Annotated in this window: 20 protein-coding genes; 13 read left to right on the forward strand and 7 right to left on the reverse strand. The window is 62.8% G+C overall.

Annotated features, from left to right (window positions below):
- Positions 1-7 precede the first annotated feature (7 nt).
- From trbE to EJ069_RS08415, 8 genes are read left to right on the forward strand one after another with little or no spacing between them, the layout of a single operon-like run.
- Positions 8-2,458: a conjugal transfer protein TrbE gene (gene trbE, locus EJ069_RS08380; RefSeq protein WP_126060903.1), complete on the forward strand. Its 2,451-nt coding sequence runs from the start codon at positions 8-10 to the stop codon at positions 2,456-2,458.
- Positions 2,455-3,213, forward strand: a complete 759-nt coding sequence (trbJ, locus tag EJ069_RS08385; RefSeq protein ID WP_126060904.1) for a P-type conjugative transfer protein TrbJ — start codon at positions 2,455-2,457, stop codon at positions 3,211-3,213. The genes trbE and trbJ overlap by 4 nt, the downstream gene beginning before the upstream one ends.
- A 10-nt stretch (positions 3,214-3,223) precedes the next feature.
- On the forward strand, positions 3,224-3,550 hold the full coding sequence (gene trbK-alt / locus EJ069_RS08390) for a putative entry exclusion protein TrbK-alt (protein WP_126060905.1): 327 nt from the start codon (positions 3,224-3,226) through the stop codon (positions 3,548-3,550).
- Positions 3,551-4,921, forward strand: a complete 1,371-nt coding sequence (gene trbL / locus EJ069_RS08395; protein WP_126060906.1) for a P-type conjugative transfer protein TrbL — start codon at positions 3,551-3,553, stop codon at positions 4,919-4,921.
- A gap of 4 nt (positions 4,922-4,925) precedes the next feature.
- The gene (trbF, locus tag EJ069_RS08400; RefSeq protein WP_126060907.1) at positions 4,926-5,615 is read left to right on the forward strand and encodes a conjugal transfer protein TrbF; all 690 of its coding nucleotides are present in this window, start codon (positions 4,926-4,928) and stop codon (positions 5,613-5,615) included.
- Complete coding sequence (trbG, locus tag EJ069_RS08405; RefSeq protein ID WP_126060908.1) at positions 5,612-6,676, forward strand: P-type conjugative transfer protein TrbG; 1,065 nt, start codon at positions 5,612-5,614, stop codon at positions 6,674-6,676. The genes trbF and trbG overlap by 4 nt, the downstream gene beginning before the upstream one ends.
- Positions 6,673-7,809, forward strand: coding sequence for a TrbI/VirB10 family protein (locus EJ069_RS08410; RefSeq protein ID WP_126060909.1), 1,137 nt, complete (start codon positions 6,673-6,675; stop codon positions 7,807-7,809). Before trbG ends, EJ069_RS08410 begins: the two co-directional genes overlap by 4 nt.
- A gap of 1 nt (position 7,810) precedes the next feature.
- Complete coding sequence (locus EJ069_RS08415) at positions 7,811-8,032, forward strand: DUF2274 domain-containing protein (RefSeq protein WP_126060910.1); 222 nt, start codon at positions 7,811-7,813, stop codon at positions 8,030-8,032.
- Positions 8,033-8,341: 309 nt separating this feature from the next.
- On the opposite strand, the gene EJ069_RS08420 is transcribed toward EJ069_RS08415, so the two are convergent.
- Positions 8,342-8,806: a hypothetical protein gene (locus tag EJ069_RS08420; RefSeq protein ID WP_126060911.1), complete on the reverse strand. Its 465-nt coding sequence runs from the start codon at positions 8,804-8,806 to the stop codon at positions 8,342-8,344.
- Positions 8,807-9,166: 360 nt separating this feature from the next.
- On the opposite strand from EJ069_RS08420, the gene EJ069_RS08425 reads away from it, so the two are divergent.
- Positions 9,167-9,655 carry a hypothetical protein gene (locus tag EJ069_RS08425; RefSeq protein ID WP_189341652.1) on the forward strand — a complete coding sequence of 163 codons (489 nt, stop codon included), beginning with the start codon at positions 9,167-9,169 and terminating at the stop codon, positions 9,653-9,655.
- Positions 9,656-9,727: 72 nt separating this feature from the next.
- Here EJ069_RS08425 and EJ069_RS08430 read toward each other — a convergent pair whose 3' ends face one another.
- A complete protein-coding gene (locus EJ069_RS08430; RefSeq protein ID WP_245456473.1) occupies positions 9,728-10,291 on the reverse strand; it encodes a hypothetical protein in 564 nt (187 codons plus the stop codon).
- A gap of 57 nt (positions 10,292-10,348) precedes the next feature.
- Between EJ069_RS08430 and EJ069_RS08435 the strand changes: the two genes are divergently transcribed.
- Both EJ069_RS08435 and EJ069_RS08440 read left to right on the forward strand, forming a co-directional pair.
- Positions 10,349-10,975: a hypothetical protein gene (locus tag EJ069_RS08435; RefSeq protein ID WP_245456474.1), complete on the forward strand. Its 627-nt coding sequence runs from the start codon at positions 10,349-10,351 to the stop codon at positions 10,973-10,975.
- Between the two features lie 187 nt (positions 10,976-11,162).
- The gene (locus EJ069_RS08440; RefSeq protein WP_126060912.1) at positions 11,163-11,480 is read left to right on the forward strand and encodes a hypothetical protein; all 318 of its coding nucleotides are present in this window, start codon (positions 11,163-11,165) and stop codon (positions 11,478-11,480) included.
- 1 nt (position 11,481) lies between these two features.
- Here the strand turns inward: EJ069_RS08440 and EJ069_RS08445 are convergent, their stop codons facing one another.
- Together EJ069_RS08445 and EJ069_RS08450 are read right to left on the reverse strand one after the other, a co-directional pair.
- Positions 11,482-12,075, reverse strand: a complete 594-nt coding sequence (locus tag EJ069_RS08445) for an SOS response-associated peptidase (protein ID WP_126060913.1) — start codon at positions 12,073-12,075, stop codon at positions 11,482-11,484.
- A 38-nt stretch (positions 12,076-12,113) separates the two neighbouring features.
- On the reverse strand, positions 12,114-12,335 hold the full coding sequence (locus EJ069_RS08450; RefSeq protein WP_126060914.1) for a hypothetical protein: 222 nt from the start codon (positions 12,333-12,335) through the stop codon (positions 12,114-12,116).
- A gap of 75 nt (positions 12,336-12,410) precedes the next feature.
- Here EJ069_RS08450 and EJ069_RS08455 point away from each other — a divergent pair, with 75 nt between their 5' ends.
- A complete protein-coding gene (locus EJ069_RS08455) occupies positions 12,411-12,614 on the forward strand; it encodes a KTSC domain-containing protein (RefSeq protein ID WP_126060915.1) in 204 nt (67 codons plus the stop codon).
- Positions 12,615-12,949: 335 nt separating this feature from the next.
- Here the strand turns inward: EJ069_RS08455 and EJ069_RS33895 are convergent, their stop codons facing one another.
- A complete protein-coding gene (locus EJ069_RS33895; RefSeq protein ID WP_348639361.1) occupies positions 12,950-14,188 on the reverse strand; it encodes a site-specific integrase in 1,239 nt (412 codons plus the stop codon).
- On the opposite strand from EJ069_RS33895, the gene dusA reads away from it, so the two are divergent.
- Positions 14,126-15,124: a tRNA dihydrouridine(20/20a) synthase DusA gene (gene dusA, locus EJ069_RS08465; RefSeq protein ID WP_126060917.1), complete on the forward strand. Its 999-nt coding sequence runs from the start codon at positions 14,126-14,128 to the stop codon at positions 15,122-15,124. The two genes, EJ069_RS33895 and dusA, sit on opposite strands and share 63 nt — an antisense overlap.
- Before the next feature lie 10 nt (positions 15,125-15,134).
- Here the strand turns inward: dusA and EJ069_RS08470 are convergent, their stop codons facing one another.
- Together EJ069_RS08470 and EJ069_RS08475 are read right to left on the reverse strand one after the other, a co-directional pair.
- Positions 15,135-15,839 (reverse strand): TIGR02281 family clan AA aspartic protease, encoded by a 705-nt coding sequence (locus EJ069_RS08470; RefSeq protein WP_126060918.1) that lies wholly within the window; start codon positions 15,837-15,839, stop codon positions 15,135-15,137.
- A gap of 10 nt (positions 15,840-15,849) precedes the next feature.
- Complete coding sequence (locus EJ069_RS08475; protein ID WP_126060919.1) at positions 15,850-16,080, reverse strand: DUF1289 domain-containing protein; 231 nt, start codon at positions 16,078-16,080, stop codon at positions 15,850-15,852.
- Positions 16,081-16,099: the final 19 nt, after the last annotated feature.

A 16,099-nucleotide genomic window follows, 5' to 3' on the forward strand; every position in this document is an offset into this window, starting at 1 on the left:
CGCAGCTATGATGAGCCTTGCCGAATACCGTCGGACCGCCGCTCGCCTTGCCGATTATCTGCCTTGGGCGGCACTGGTCGCGCCGGGTGTCGTGCTCAACAAGGACGGCAGCTTCCAGCGCACCGCGCGGTTTCGCGGGCCAGATCTCGACTCCGCCGTCGCGGCGGAGCTTGTCGCGGTAGCCTCGCGCATCAACAATGCCTTTCGCCGTCTAGGTTCCGGCTGGAGCATCTTCGTCGAAGCGCAGCGGCATGAAGCGACTTCCTATCCTGAGAGCCAGTTTCCCGATGCGGCCTCCGGCCTGCTCGATGCCGAACGCAAGGCCGACTTCGATGAGGAAGGGGTTCATTTCGTATCGAGCTACTTTCTCACATTCCTGTTCCTGCCGCCGCCCGATGATGCCACGCGCGCCGAGGGTTGGCTCTATGAGGGCCACGACCAGTCGCGCGCCGATCCGGGCGAGATCGTGCGCGCCTTTGTCGACCGGACGGAGCGCGTGCTGGCCCTGCTGGACGGATTCATGCCGGAATGCCAATGGCTCGATGACGGCGAAACGCTGACCTACCTGCATTCGACGATCTCGACCAAACGCCATCGGGTGCATCTCCCCGAGACGCCGATCTATCTCGACGCGCTGCTGGCCGACGAGCCGCTGGCCGGCGGTCTCGAGCCGCGGCTTGGCGACAAGCATCTTCGTGTGCTGACGATTGTCGGCTTCCCGACCGCCACAACCCCCGGCCTGCTTGATGACCTCAATCGGCTGGCCTTCCCCTACCGCTGGTCGACCCGAGCGATCCTGCTCGACAAGGTCGACGCTGTCCGCCTGCTGACCAGGATACGGCGGCAATGGTTCGCCAAGCGCAAGAGCATCGCCGCGATCCTGAAGGAGGTGATGACCAACGAGGCGTCAGCACTTCTTGACACCGACGCCGCCAACAAGGCGGCCGACGCCGACGCGGCGCTGCAGGAGCTCGGTGCCGACATGGCGGGTATGGCTTATGTCACCGCCACCGTCGCGGTCTGGGACCCCGACCCGCGCGTGGCCGACGAGAAATTGCGGCTCGTCGAAAAGGTCATCCAGGGTCGCGATTTCACCGCGATTGCCGAAACCGTCAACGCCGTCGACGCCTGGCTCGGCTCCTTGCCCGGGCACGCCTATGCCAATGTCCGCCAGCCTCCGATCTCAACGCTCAATCTCGCCCACATGATACCGCTGTCTGCCGTGTGGGCGGGGCCGGAACGGGACGAGCATCTGGTCAGTCCTCCCTTGCTCTACGGCAAGACCGAAGGCTCGACCCCGTTCCGGCTGGTCCTGCATGTCGGCGATGTCGGCCACACGCTGGTCGTCGGCCCGACCGGCGCTGGCAAATCCGTGCTGCTGGCGCTGATGGCGCTGCAGTTTTGCCGCTACCGCGATGCTCAGATCTTCGCCTTCGACTTCGGCGGGTCGATCCGAGCCGCGACGCTCGCCATGGGCGGCGACTGGCATGATCTCGGCGGTCACATCACCGAAGGCATGCAGGCCTCCGTTTCGCTGCAGCCGCTCGCGCGCATCCACGATACCTACGAGCGCGCCTGGGCGGCTGACTGGATCGTTGCAATCCTGACGCGCGAGGGGATCCAGATCACGCCCGACGCCAAGGAGCATATCTGGGCGGCGCTGACGTCGCTCGCCTCGGCTCCCGTCGAGGAGCGCACCATCACCGGGCTCAGCGTGCTTTTGCAAGCCAATGACCTGAAGCAGGCGCTTCGTCCCTACTGCGTCGGCGGCGCTCACGGCCGATTGCTCGACGCCGAGGCCGAGCATCTCGGCCATGCATCCGTGCTGTCGTTCGAAATCGAGGGTCTGGTGGGCACGGCGGCCGCGCCGGCCGTTCTGTCCTATCTGTTTCATCGCATCGGCGACCGGCTCGATGGCCGCCCAACGCTGCTCATCATCGACGAAGGCTGGCTTGCGCTGGACGATGACGCGTTCACAGGCCAGTTGCGTGAGTGGCTGAAGACGCTGCGCAAGAAGAATGCCAGCGTCGTCTTTGCCACCCAGTCACTCTCTGACATCGACAATTCGACGATCGCTCCGGCGATTATCGAAAGCTGCCCAACCCGGCTTCTGTTGCCAAATGAGCGCGCGATCGAGCCGCAGATTACCGCCATCTATCGCCGCTTCGGCCTGAACGACCGCCAGATCGAGATCCTGGCGCGGGCGACACCCAAGCGCGATTATTACTGCCAGTCCCGCCGCGGCAACCGGCTCTTCGAGGTCGGCCTGTCCGAGGTCGGGCTGGCACTTTGCGCCGCGTCCTCGAAGAGCGATCAGGCCCTGATAGGCACCATCCTCGCCGAGCACGGCCGCGACGGCTTCCTGGCGGCCTGGCTGCGCGCCCGCGGCATCGGCTGGGCCGCCGACCTCATCCCCAATCCCACTGTTCTCGAACCTGGAAAGGATCCACAGCCATGACTGTCCGTCAAAGCCGCCCGCGCGCCCTTCTTCTGGTCACGGCGATGCTAGCCGGGCCGGTCGCGATCTCGCCGATGATGACCGCGCCGGCACATGCCCTCATCGTGTTCGATCCATCGAACTACTCGCAGAATGTGCTGACGGCCGCGCGTTCGCTGCACCAGATCACGAACCAGATCACCTCGCTTCAGAATCAGGCCCAGATGCTGATCAACCAGGCGCGCAACCTGGCCAGCCTGCCATTGTCCTCGCTGCAGCAATTGCAGCAGTCGGTGCAAAGGACGCAACAGCTTCTCGGGCAAGCACAGAACATCGCCTTTGACGTCCAGCAGGTCGACAAGGCCTTTCAACAGCAATATGGCGACGTCTCGCTCTCCGCTCCGGACCAGCAGCTCGTCACGGACGCGCGCTCGCGTTGGCAAAACACAGTCGGCGGCCTCCAGGACGCCATGCGCGTCCAGGCGGGCGTTGTTGGAAACATCGAAACCGGTCGTGCGCAAATCTCGGCCCTGGTCGGTGCCAGCCAGTCGGCGGCCGGTGCGCTGCAGGCCGCGCAAGCAGGCAACCAGTTGCTTGCGCTCCAGGGCCAGCAGCTTGCGGACCTGACTGCCGTGATAGCCGCAAACGGTCGCGCCCAGGCGCTGACCGAAGCCGAACGTGCCACCGCGGTCGACCAGGGCCGCGAGCAACGTCGCCGCTTCCTCGCCCCTGGCTCCGGCTACCAGGCTGGCGACGTTCAGATGTTCAACCGTTGAGGTGATCGTCATGGACGGCAAAGCCCTCGCTCGCCTCGTGAGCGTCGTCTTCGTCGCGCTCGCCGTGACGGCAAGCGCGCTCGAGATGAGCCACAAGGCGGACAAGCCGCTAGGGGAGGGCCTGCACGCTCCGGCGGCTTCGATGCCCGATCCGCTTCGCGATGGCCTGCGCCGCTGCCAGGCCATCGGCGAGGCTGCCCTGCGGGATGATGGATGCGCGCGGCTGTGGGCAAAACAGCGTGATCGCTTCCTTGGTCTCGATAAGCTGTCGGCAAGCTCGACAAGCGCGCCGGCCGTTTCGCAGTCGCCGGGTGCTGCCTTGCGCGAGGTGCGATAGATGGGCAATACCGGTGTCATCGACCAGTTTCTGGCGACCTTCACCCGCTACATCGACTCGGGCTTCGGCCTGCTCGGCGGCGAGGTCGCCTTCGTCGCCACCACGCTGATCGTCATCGACGTGACGCTCGCCGGGCTTTTCTGGAGCTGGGGCGCCGATGAAGACATCCTCGCGCGGCTCGTCAGGAAGACGCTCTTCGTCGGCGTCTTCGCCTACCTGATCTCGAACTGGAACAGCCTGGCGCGAATTGTCTTCGAGAGTTTCTCCGGCCTTGGTCTCAAGGCGAGTGGAACCGGCTTTTCGGCACAGGACCTGCTGCACCCCGGCAAGGTGGCGCAAACCGGCCTCGACGCGGGGCGACCCTTGCTTGAGGCGATCTCCGGATTGATGGGCTACGTCTCCTTCTTTGAGAACTTCATCCAGATCGCTTGTCTGCTCTTTGCCTGGGCGCTCGTCCTGCTCGCCTTCTTCGTCCTGGCTGTGCAACTCTTCGTGACGCTGATCGAATTCAAGCTGGCGACGCTGGCCGGCTTCGTGCTTATCCCCTTCGGCCTGTTCGGCAAGACGGCCTTCATGGCCGAACGGGTGCTGGGCAATGTGATTTCGTCCGGCATCAAGGTTCTGGTGCTTGCCGTGGTGATCGGCATCGGATCGACGCTCTTCGGCGAATTCACCCAAGGCTTCGGCGGCGAGAACCCCACCATCGACCAGGCCATGGCGATCGTGTTGGCGGCGCTGTCGCTGCTTGGCCTCGGCATCTTCGGGCCCGGCATCGCCAATGGTCTCGTCGCGGGTGGACCGCAGCTTGGCGCCGGTGCTGCCGTTGGCACTGGCCTTGCCGCGGGTGGCATGGCGGTCGCAGGCTACGGCGCGGCCGGTCTGGCGGCGCGAGGCGGGACAGCGGCAGTCTCGGGAACTGTGTCGGCAACACGGGGCGCGGCGTCGCTCGCTGGCGGCGGCTCGGCTGCTTACACATTTGCCGCGGTCGGCCAGCCAGGTGCTGCAGGCATCGCCTCCGGCCTCAGTGGCCTTGCGCGCGCTGGTGCTGCGGCGGCGGCCTCGCCGCTGAAGCGCGCCGCAATGAATGCGGGGCAATCGCTTCAGTCCAGCTTTGCCTCCGGCGCCAGTTCGGCCGCTGAAATCACTGGCGGGTCGTCGACCTTGGGAACGATCGGAGGCGGCTGGGCGTCGGCCACGGCTCCTCAGCCCGCAACGGGCAAGTCATTCGGCAATCAAGGACAGCCCGAATGGGCCAGACGTTTGCAGCGCTCACAGCGCCTCTCCCATGGCGCCCAGACCGCCGCCCACGCGGTACGCGCCGGCGATAGCCATGGCAGCGGCGCTTCGATTTCTCTTTCTGAAGGCGAATGACCCCATGAACATCTTTAGGCGCCCCGCCGTCCACTACGGCAAGACCCCTCGACCGGAGACACCCTATCAGAAGGCGGCGCAGGTCTGGGACGAGCGCATCGGCTCCGCCCGCGTCCAGGCGCGGAACTGGCGCCTGATGGCATTCGGATCGCTGATCCTGTCGGCAGGCCTTGCCGCTTCCCTGGTCTGGCAATTGGCCCGCGGTACCGTCGTGCCCTGGGTCGTGCAGGTCGACAGGTTGGGCGAGGTCCAGGCGACCGCACCCGCGATCGCCGGTTATAAGCCGACCGATCCGCAGATCGCCTGGCATCTCGCCCGCTTCATCGAACAGGTGCGCTCCATTCCCGCTGATCCGGTCATCCTGCGTCAGGACTGGCTGCGCGCCTATGAATGGACCACCGATCAGGGTGCTGCGGCGCTCAACGACTATGCTCGGGCCAACGACCCTTTCTCCATGGTCGGCAAGCAACAGGTCGCGGTGGAGATTTCCTCGGTCATCCGCGCCTCGCCGAACTCCTTTCGTGTCGCCTGGATCGAGCGCCGGTATGAAAACGGCCAGCTTTCCGGCACCGAGCGCTGGACCGCGATCCTGACGATCGTAACGCAGATGCCAAATGACGCCGAGCGACTTCGCGCCAATCCGCTCGGCATCTATGTCAACGCCGTCAACTGGTCGCGGGAGATGAGCCAATGAGCCAGACCTTGCGTCTTGAAGCCGGCTCGATGTTTTCAAAATATCTGCTATCAGCCATGCTGGTCTCGGGGACGTCGCTGCTCGCAAGCTGCGCCATGTCTCCGAAAAAGCCCCCGGAGATCAGTTACGACAGCTATGTTCCGCCGTTGCCGCCGGCTCCGGCGGCCGCGACAGAGCAAAGGCCGAAACCTCTGCGCGTGCCACCCGGCTGGGCTCCCGCGCGCGGCGGCGCCATCGGCGAGACACCGGCCGCGCGCGTCGAGAACGCGAACGCCGCGGCGCGCGTGGAGCCGCGCCGGGAGGGCTACTACAACGCCATCCAGATCTACCCGTGGAGCGAAGGAGCGCTCTATCAGGTCTACGCCGCGCCTGGCCAGATAACGGACATTGCGCTTGAGCCGGGCGAGAGCCTGACGGGAGAGGGTCCGATCGCCGCCGGTGATACCGCGCGCTGGATCATTGGCAACACCGAAACCGGTTCGGGCATTGCCCGACGCGTCCACGTCCTAGTGAAACCCTCGCGGGTCGACATCACAACGAACCTCATCATCGCCACTGATCGGCGCAGCTACATGCTTGAGCTACGATCCGGCGCGAAGCCCTATATGCCCGCCGTTTCGTGGTCCTACCCGGCGCTGAAAGCGGGCCTGCTGCAGAGCGTGGCCGCAACGCCGGTCATACCGGACGTTACAGCGCGCAACTATCGCTACGGCCTCACCGGCGACAGCCCGCCCTGGAAGCCGGTGAGCGCCTATGACGATGGCCGCAGGGTCTATGTCGAGTTTCCGCGCGGCATCATGCAAGGCGAGATGCCACCGGTCTTTGTCATCGGTCCGGATGGCGAGGCCGAAATCACCAACAGCCGCGTCTATAAAAACATCCTGATTGTCGACCGCCTTTTCGGCGCTGCCGAACTGCGTCTTGGCGCCGGCAAGCGGCAGCAAACGGTAAGGATAGCCCGCCTCGACGGAGGGAGAACCGATGGATTGTGGCACAGGCCAGGCGACAACGCCGGATCGAAGGCGCCGACCCCGGCGTCGAAGGGAGCGCCGCAGCCATGAACGAGAAGGATAGGCTTGTCGAACCCATGCGGCTTCGCGCCGAGGCGCCGCGTGTCACGCGTCTGTCGCGCAAGATGCTCGCAGCCATCGCCTTCGTAGCCTCGTTCGGTGTCGGCGGCGCGCTGATTTACGCTCTGCAGGACTCCAACAGATTCAAGCAGGGCGAGGAACTCTACCCAACCTCCAATCGGCCGCCCGCCGATGGACTGGCAGGGCTTCCGCGCGACTATACCGGGCCTGTCCTTGGGCCGCCGCTGCCGGGAGACCTCGGCGGACCGATCCTCGATGCCCAAAACAAGGGGCAGGGGGGCGTACCAAACTCGGTCGCAAGCCCTGCGATCGACGAAGCCGAGCAACGCCGGCGGGCCGAGGAGGAAGCCGCCAGAACCTCGCGCGTGTTTTTTCAGATTGCGCAGGAAGGTGCCAGGACCGCCGAAGCGTCCGCCCCTGCTGGCATCGACCTTGCCAGTCAGAACGGACAGCAAAATGCGCATGATCGCCAGCTAGCTTTCCTGTGGGCCGCCGCCGACCGGCGTACCGTGGCGCCAGATCACGTCACGCCTCCGATTTCCCAGTATGTGCTTCAAGCCGGCGCCGTGATCCCGGCCGCGCTCATCACGGGTATCCGGTCCGACCTGCCCGGCCAGATCAGCGCCCAGGTAACTGAAAATGTCTATGACAGTCCCACCGGCCGCTCCCTGCTCATCCCGCAGGGCACTCGTGTTATCGGGCAATACGACAGCGGAATTGGTCCGGGACAGCGTCGCGTGCTGCTTGTCTGGAACAGGCTGATCTTTCCCGACGGGCGCTCCATCGTTCTGGAACGGCAGCCAGGGGCGGGCGCGGAAGGCTATGCTGGCCTCGAGGACGGCGTCGACTATCACTGGGGCCAGCTATTCAAGGCTGCGGCGTTGTCGACTGTTCTGAGCATTGGCGCGCAGGCCGGTACCTCCGACCAAGACAGCGATATCGTCCGTGCTCTGCGCAGCGGCGCCTCCGATAGCGTAAACCAGGTGGGTCAGCAAGTCGTTCAGCGCCAGCTCGCTATAGCGCCGACTCTTATGATCCGGCCAGGATTTCCCGTTCGCGTCCTCGTCACCCGCGACCTTGCGCTTGAACCATATGGAGGTTGACATGGCCAAGTTGAAACTCGCAGTGATCGCCGACGACAAGCCGGTGAAGATCACCGTGGAACTGCCGGCGGCTCTGCATCGCGATTTGGTGAAATATGGAGAGATCCTTGGCCGCGAGACAGGGCAGCCACCCGCCAGCCCGTCGCGCTTGATCGCGCCGATGCTTGAGCGGTTCATCGCGGCGGATCGCGGCTTTTCCAAAGCAAAGAAGGAGCAGGCTTAGATCAGGCTTATCTTCTACCAGCCCACTTGATGCGCTGGCGCACGACCGCTTCGGCCGGTAATCGGGGTAATCCACTCGATCGGCAGTGGCTTGCCCGATCGAGGCAATAGAGGACTAAATTAGCCGCGCCGCTTGCCGGGGACCGGCGGGGCTACGGTTGATTTGGCCCAATGCCGGAGATGGGCTGAAGGAGGCGGGCGACCCTGAGGGTGAGCTTCCTGGGCGTCGCCCGTCTTGGACATGTCAGACCAGCATTTCCAAATCATTCGTTGAAGAAGTTCGCGAGTGCGATTTGGCTGCCGCCGGGCTTCACTCCCGCAAATGCGTCAAGATGCGGAATACCGGCCAACGGGCAATAGCTTCCCGAAGCTTGCTGAAAAGCTTGCTGTCTTTGTCGATGGCAGAACGAACCTGAACGGCAGCCCATCCGGCTTTCATTGTGGCGCCCACATGGCAGTGGCAGACGATGGCGTGCAGCTGCCATTCCGCCAGCTCGAAGAAGCGCTTGGCCTCGCCGTACGTGTCGTCCTTCAAACCTTGCGCGCGCAACACCGGATCCGCGAAGGCGATGCTGAGCGCGGAGCCCACGCACTGTTCTTTGTGGCGCACATCCAGGGTCATGTACTCCGTCCCCGGGAAGGCGACGATGCAACGCTCGGGGTTTCGCTCGAGCAGCATGGCCCAATGCTCCAAGCGCTGAGTTCGCGTCATGGCCGGAAACGATGGTTCGACTTCCGCGACCGCATTCAGTTCTTCAAGTGTCTGGTATTTCATGGCCGTCTCCTGTGCGAGGCCTCCCTCCTGCAGCAGCGCAGTCCAGAGTCGCCTCCGCGTCCCTTCGCAGCCAAACCTCGTTCTGGTTGGGAAGTTCCAGCGTGTAGAAGATTTGAAGTGGCTCCTCCGCCACCTACCCAATGGCCCAACCCTTGGGACACCACAGTGTAAAGAAGCCCGACGGTTTGACGTATGAACGTTACGTCCGGGGGGCGCCGCACCGCCTACGGGACAAGCGACCGACAGGGAACCGAGCCAGAGGCCCGGGCGCCTGGAACCTTATGGAACATTTTATCGCTCGCCTGATTTTTGTGGCAGCCGCTTCGGCATCTCGACGGCCATTCAGCGATGGAGAAACGATTGCTCGCTGAGAGTGAGGTTCATCATAAATCGGAAGATGTTGATGCCCGCGTGTTGTCCGATGTTGTGGCTGCCCTCAACCGCAGAGTCACCATCTCTCACGAGTTCGACATCCCCTACATTGCCGGCTACAGCCTCGATGCCAAGACCGTCTACATCGACAGACATCTACCCCTCACACTGAAGGCGAAGAACAAAGCGGTTCGGATCGAGCCTTTCTTAGTGTGTCACGAGATCGTCGAGAAGGCGCTTCTGGATGAGTTACGACTGCATTACCTTCACGCGCACCAGATTGCCTCACGCATCGAACGGGATGCCGTTCGAACGAGCGGCATAAGGTGGGTGGACTATCAGCGCTTCATGAAGCGTCATGAAAAGGCAATCGACGAAGAAACATTGAAGAAAGTGCCTGCCGATCTGGACCTCACACCATACAAGGACCTTGACGACTACGCGCTTCTTCGGCGGCTCACGAAAACCCATTCCTGAGCCGGTCTGCTTCTACGCAGGAGAGCTCCCACTGGATCGATAGCCCGCAGCTGGTGTGTCGAAGGTTGCCAGTCAGTTTCGCGGCAGCTTGTGGATCTCGAGCCGTACCGGGCCGCCTCGATCGCAACTGGTGCAAAACAGTGCTCTCTCAACCGAGCTGAACAGGGCATCCTTACCATAGCGGCGGATCAGACTAGCGGGTTCGACGGGCGCATGGTGCGAGCAGTTCTTGCACCATGCGCACAGCGTGTGCCATTCGCGCAGATCACCAAGCGACACGTCGAGGCCGGCATGGACGCTGCCCTCGACGATGGTTTCAGGCGGGAGTTTGGGTTCTCCCGGCGTGAGGATTTTCTCCATGATGTGGCGGCTATTGTAGTGGATCAGCAGCATGCCGGGGCGCCGGCGGATAGCCGTCTGCCAGGCGGCTTGGCTGACCGAGAAATCAGGCGAGCGGCTGATCGTCTCGACCAGCGCCGTCTCCTCGCGATCCCAGACCTCAATGCGAAAGTTGTCTTCGTCCGTTTTGGGCATAGCTTCGCCGGCCAGCGCGGTTGAAGCGCGTTGCCCTCGGTCCTTTCCGTCTCCAGATCGAAACAGGAATAAGGAACATATTCCTGTCTCGTCAAGGCTCACCTTGACTTCGTGTTCTTGTTTTGTTCATATCACGCTAATGGATCATAGGAGGCGAGCATGGAGCTTCGCTTGGACATTGAGGGCGCCACACCCGAGGAAATTGCACGCGGCATAAAGGCGGCACAGGCCATTTTTGATCAGGCTAGGATAACGGCTGAGCAGGCCGCCCACGGCATGTTCGCGTTGGAGGGCTGGGACATCAGAGGATTCCCCGAAGGCCAGGAGCCAAGTGAGCAGGAGCAGAAGGCGGCGGATGCGTGGCTGGAAGCCAATCGTGCAGCCTGCGATGCGTGTTGCTCGGGGTGGCCTGAAGACAAGGTCTGCCGGCACCTGGTCTTGGAATTGGTCGGCGTGCTACGTTCGAAGGTGGAAGCGGCAAATCCGGCCAATTGGCCGGAGCGAAGACGACTCTTTGGCGACCTCATCGAGCGCCTGGAAACCGCCACGGGACCGGACCGGCAGATCGACATCGACATTGCTTTTGCGCTTGGATGGGTGGATGAGCGTGGCACGCCGGAACAGGCTGCGGAATTGGACCTGCCCTATCTTACCAGCAATCTGGCGCAGGTCGCCGCGATTGCCCACAAATCCTTGGCGGACTGGACCATCGAGATCGACCAGGAACCCTGCGACGCCCGCGTGATCAATCCTCGCCGCGGAGACGACATCCTGACGATGACCTGAGTATGGCGGCATGGCGCGACTTCGACGGATCGCTGCACATGGAAAAACCACCGGTCAACACCGCCATCGCTCTGACGCTGGCGATCATGCGTGGCCAGGCTGCTCATTTCGAATAGCGTAGACAGTGGTTAAGCGCGGGCGAGGCATCCCGGCGCCGTCGATTATCGACCGCGATTGGCCCCATCAGGTGGCGCTGCCGGACGATATCTGCACGGATCGTAACTTCACGCTGATCGGATGTTTCCTCAGAGAGCGTGGCCTCAAATGTCAGACGCGAATGGTGATCGCAGTCTGGGAGAACGGCAAGCAGGAGCAATGGCGGTTGTATTGCTTCGCCGGGCGCGAAGCCGCCGTCGCATTCCTCAGCCACTTTGGGGGGATTGCGTTTGATCCGAAGCGAGACCGGGAGAGGGGAAGTGCACGCGGCGTTTGGCGGCGCCAGGGCGCCTATGAGCGAATTCTGGTGCTTGGGCCGCTCAGCGTGCCGGAAATCCTGCGGCGATGACCTATGACTTCTCGGGACGCACCATCTCAACCGAGAACGAGCCGACCGGGAGCGGCCGCAGCAACTCCGCTTCGGGCTTGGTCAGGTTGAGCCAGGCCGCCCAGTTCTCCGGCTGAAGGACGACGATCTGACGGTTGTGGATCGGCGCGACGTCGGGTCCGGGCTCGGTGGTGAGCATGGTGAACGTGGGTGGCTTGTTGCCGGCGGCTTCACGCCAAAGGCCGGCAATCGCCATGAATGGCGAGCCGTTGAGCGTAAAACGGTGCTTGGCCTTCGGATACTTCGTTCCTGTAAACTCGAAGAAGGCCGACGCCGGCACCAGGCAACGGTTGCTGTTGCCGAATTGCCGGCCCTCTGAGCGGAAGTTGAACACAGGGCCGCCTTTGAGCCCCGAGGGCGGAAATCCGAAGGTCATCGAGGCGAGCTCGATGGTGTCGCCTGTGGCGCGCATGATGGGCGCCGGATCATTGATGCGGATATCGTCTGCCTGCGGGAGATCGAGCTCGGTTTGATGGGTAGGGATCTTGAGCGCCAGCGATTCCATCATCCGGCAGTATTCAGCCCAGGCGATATGCTGTTCGTAATCGTTGCACATTCGGCTCTCTCACTCGATCGGATGGCGTTCCGCAAAAGTCAGCGGGCGCTACGTTCCCAATCCTCGAGCTGCTTCGCGAGCATTTCAAGCGCCTCGACATCGAGTGCGTAGTTGCCACCTTGCGCCGGGTAACGCTGCATCTGGTGCCGGTAGAAGACCAGCCACTTTGGCAAGTCGGCGATCGGGAATGTCCCTCGCCAAATGTTTTTCTCCAGCGTGAAGGTCCCCGCCGCCGAATCGTAAGTCGCTATGGTCTTCATGCAGGCGTTATAGGTTTGTGTTTCTGAAACAAAAGGCGGGGCCGATCGTTGGCGAGCTGCAACGATGGGTACTCCATGCCATCCACCTCGATCAGGAAAACAGAATACGATCCGACCAGCAGGATTCTCTCGGTCTGGTTCGTGGCCAGCGGCAAGCGTTACGACTTTGAGGGAGTGCCTCCGGAAACCTACACCGCATTCCGGTCGGCTTTTGTCAAAGGCCGCTTTTTCAACAACCATATCCGCAATCACTTCCAGTACCGACGTATTCCCGACTAGCTGTCGAGTTCCAGCGGCTGATGGTCCTCCTGGAACTGGTGCCACATAACCTGTCTGATGTCTTTGCAGTCGACAACCTGACCGCACGTCTCACACCGATAATAATCCGAACCCTCCTTGGAGTCCGGCGGGCGGTGCACCGTCGCTCCTTTGCAGGGCCGAGTTCGGAACGCCACGGCCACTCTTTTCGGGAAGAGTAAAGCGCCCTTGCACCTTCGAGCTCGGCTGATCGGCCAGATCGCAATATCAGTCGTTTAATCGCCCGGACTTTGCGTAATGCGAACGGCGCCCTTCGCCGGGACTTTCGGTCCGCAGCCTGCCCCTGCTGCCCTGAATTATGCAGCCTTCCCCGCGTAGATAGCGTGAAGCGTCTCGGGCTTCAGATGTGTGTAGCGGCGCAGCATCTTCCAATCTTTGTGCCCAGTGACCAGCGCTACCTGTTCAATTGTGAACCCAGCTTCAAACAGACGGCTCGTTCCTTCGTGCCGCAAGTCGTGAAAATGAAGATCCTGGATGTCTAAGTCGCCGCAACCTCGGCGGAAGGCGGTGCCGACCGACTTATGATTGAACGGGAAAATTCGATCATCGTCATTGCTCCGTTTTGCCCGCTGCTCCTCGACGATGGCCCACGCATCATATCCAGTGGCCGCAAACAGCGGTATGCGCTGATTGTTGCCGTTCTTGTTTCGAGGGTCCTTCCGGTCGCGGATTAGGAGCATCCGCGTGCGAGGTTCCAAATCAGACCAACGCACCTTGCAGATCTCCTCCTGGCGCATGGCGGTTGCGACCGCGAAACGAATGATCTGGCCAATCGGCGCAGTTTGGCGAGGGTTCGCATCGAAATGACTAATCAGCTTGTCGAGTTCATCCTGCGTCGGCCGCCTGTCGCGCTGCTGGCCTTTGCCAACCAGACCGAGCCTCTTTAGGGCGATACGCGCCAGATCAACCGGCTCGACCTTGACCGGTAGGCCGTGGACGGCCGCAGCATGAGACAGGATAAGCTTTATAAACCCGATATCGGTGCCGAGCGTCATCGGTCCGGCACCTTGGGCGGCTCGCTCGCGACCAAAAAGGATGAGCCGTTCGCGATCGAGAGCCGCGATGTTGCATTTCCCCAGGTGTCGTTGGAGCATATCGAGGGCGGCGGCCTTGGAGCGGCGAGGGGACTTGCCTACATCGCACATGTCGTCGATATGGAGGTCGATGAGTTCGCCGAAAGTTTTAAGGCGCGCTACACGGGACTTGGTCGGTGTCTCGCCGCGGTCGACTTGGCGTTCGGTTTCGGTCGCCCATCGCCTTGCGTCGTCTCGGCGCAAGAACGTCTCACTGACGTAGCGACCTTTGCGACGAACCTGCACGCGCCAGGAACCGGATGAGAGCTTCGTGAAGGTGGCCATTTTTCGTGTGCGCTCCGTGTGCACTGAGAGATCGAAACGTGGCGAAAAGGGTCGTATTTTGGCGTAAATTCGTCTGCACTCGGCAGGTTGTAGGAATTTGATGTTAAAGGAAAAATGCTGAAAAATCAAGAGCATAGAGTAGCCGTTGCGCCCATGATGGACTGGACGGATCGGCATTGCCGGTTCTTCCACCGTCAGTTGACGAGACGCGCGCTGCTCTACACCGAGATGGTCGTGGCGGACGCGGTCATCCACGGCGCGCGTGAACGGTTGCTCGGTTTCGACGATGTCGAGCATCCGGTGGCGCTGCAGCTTGGCGGATCGGATCCGGCAAAGCTCGTCGAGGCGGCGCGGATCGGTGAGGCCTTCGGCTATGACGAGATCAACCTCAATGTCGGCTGCCCGTCCGACCGTGTCCAGTCGGGGACGTTCGGCGCCTGCCTGATGAAGACGCCGGCCCTGGTGGCCGACTGCGTCGCGGCCATGAAGGCGTCGGTGAAAATCCCCGTCACGGTCAAATGCCGCATCGGCGTCGACGACCAGGACCCGGAGCCTGCGCTCGACACGCTTGCCGACGGCGTGCTCGCGGCCGGCGCCGACGCGCTCTGGGTGCATGCCCGAAAGGCCTGGCTGGAAGGGCTGAGCCCCAAGGAGAATCGCGACATCCCGCCGCTCGACTATCCGCGCGTCTACCGGCTGAAGGCCAGAAAGCCGAACGACTTCATCGGCATCAATGGCGGCATTCAATCGCTTGCGGAGGCGTCGGCGCATCTCGCTCATGTCGATGGCGCCATGCTCGGCCGTGCAGCCTACCATACGCCGGGCATCCTGACCGGCGTCGATACCGCGTTCTATGGCGAGGCGCCTGCCGCCTTCGATTACGCGGCACTGATCGACGCCATGGCCGGTTACGCCGCGCGCCATATCGAGCGCGGCGGGCGGCTCGGCCACATCACCCGCCATATGGTCGGACTGTTCCATGGCCTGCCCGGCGCGCGCCGCTTCCGGCAGATCCTTTCCACGGATGCGAACAAACCTGGAGCCGGGCCGGAGGTGCTGAAGACCGCTTTCGCGGCAATCGATTTCGCGGCGGCGGAAGTCGAGGCCGCCTGACTCGATCCGATTAATCCCGCAGGATCATGCGGTCGCCGCGGACGTCGAAGCCCGACAACGAACCGATAAAGTTCATGCCGAGCAGGCTTTGCTCAAGCATACCGGGCGCGGCGACCATCACCGTCATGTCCTTGCGCACGATGCCGCCGATCGCCACCTCGTCGGTCCTGACCGTTGCCGCGCGCGCCATGCCGTTGGCGGTGGAGACGTCGACGCTGTAGCTGAGCGTCGCCGGGTTGAAACCCGCGGCCTGGGCATCTTCCGACGTCAGCACGGTACTGGTCGCGCCGGTGTCGACGACGGCGCGCACAGGCGCGCCGTTGACCAGGATGCGAGCTTCGAAATGGCCGTTGCCGGCCTTGTCGAGCGTGACGGTCGGGCGGCCATTCTCCACACCGAGCGCCAGCGGGCTGCCCGGCACCAGGCCGGCGGTGACGCGGCTCGCGACGTCCTGCAGCTCGTAGCGATACTGATAGCAGGCGATCAGCACGAGGATCAGTGCGGCCCAGACACCGATATTGCGTGCCATGTCGCCAAGCGGCCGGCCCGAGCGGAGCAGGCTCGCGCCGATCACCATGACCAGCACGCCGACCCAGATCAGCCGGCCGAAATCATTGTTGTTCATGCCGAAAGTGTGGCCGGCCGAATTGTTGAGCATCAGCAGCACGACCCCGGCGCCGATCACCGCCATGACGATCCAGAACAGCCGGTTCATCGGTTTCTTCTCACAGAACGCCGCGTTCACGCGCCATCCGGGCACGCCGGGTCTCGCGGCGCGGGCGGCGCTCCACCGTTTCGAGCCGCGCCGGCAGTTCGGCCATCACCGCCCGGCGAACGTCAGGAGTCATCGTGAGCCAGCCGGAAATCTCGTCACGCGTGCGCCCGCAACCGAAGCAGAACCCGGTTTTCATATCGATCGAACAGACCAGGATGCAGGGGGATTCGATGGCGGTCATGCTGTTCTCTTGGCTTTAT

The organism is Mesorhizobium sp. M2A.F.Ca.ET.043.05.1.1 (assembly GCF_003952445.1).
GTDB lineage: Bacteria > Pseudomonadota > Alphaproteobacteria > Rhizobiales > Rhizobiaceae > Mesorhizobium.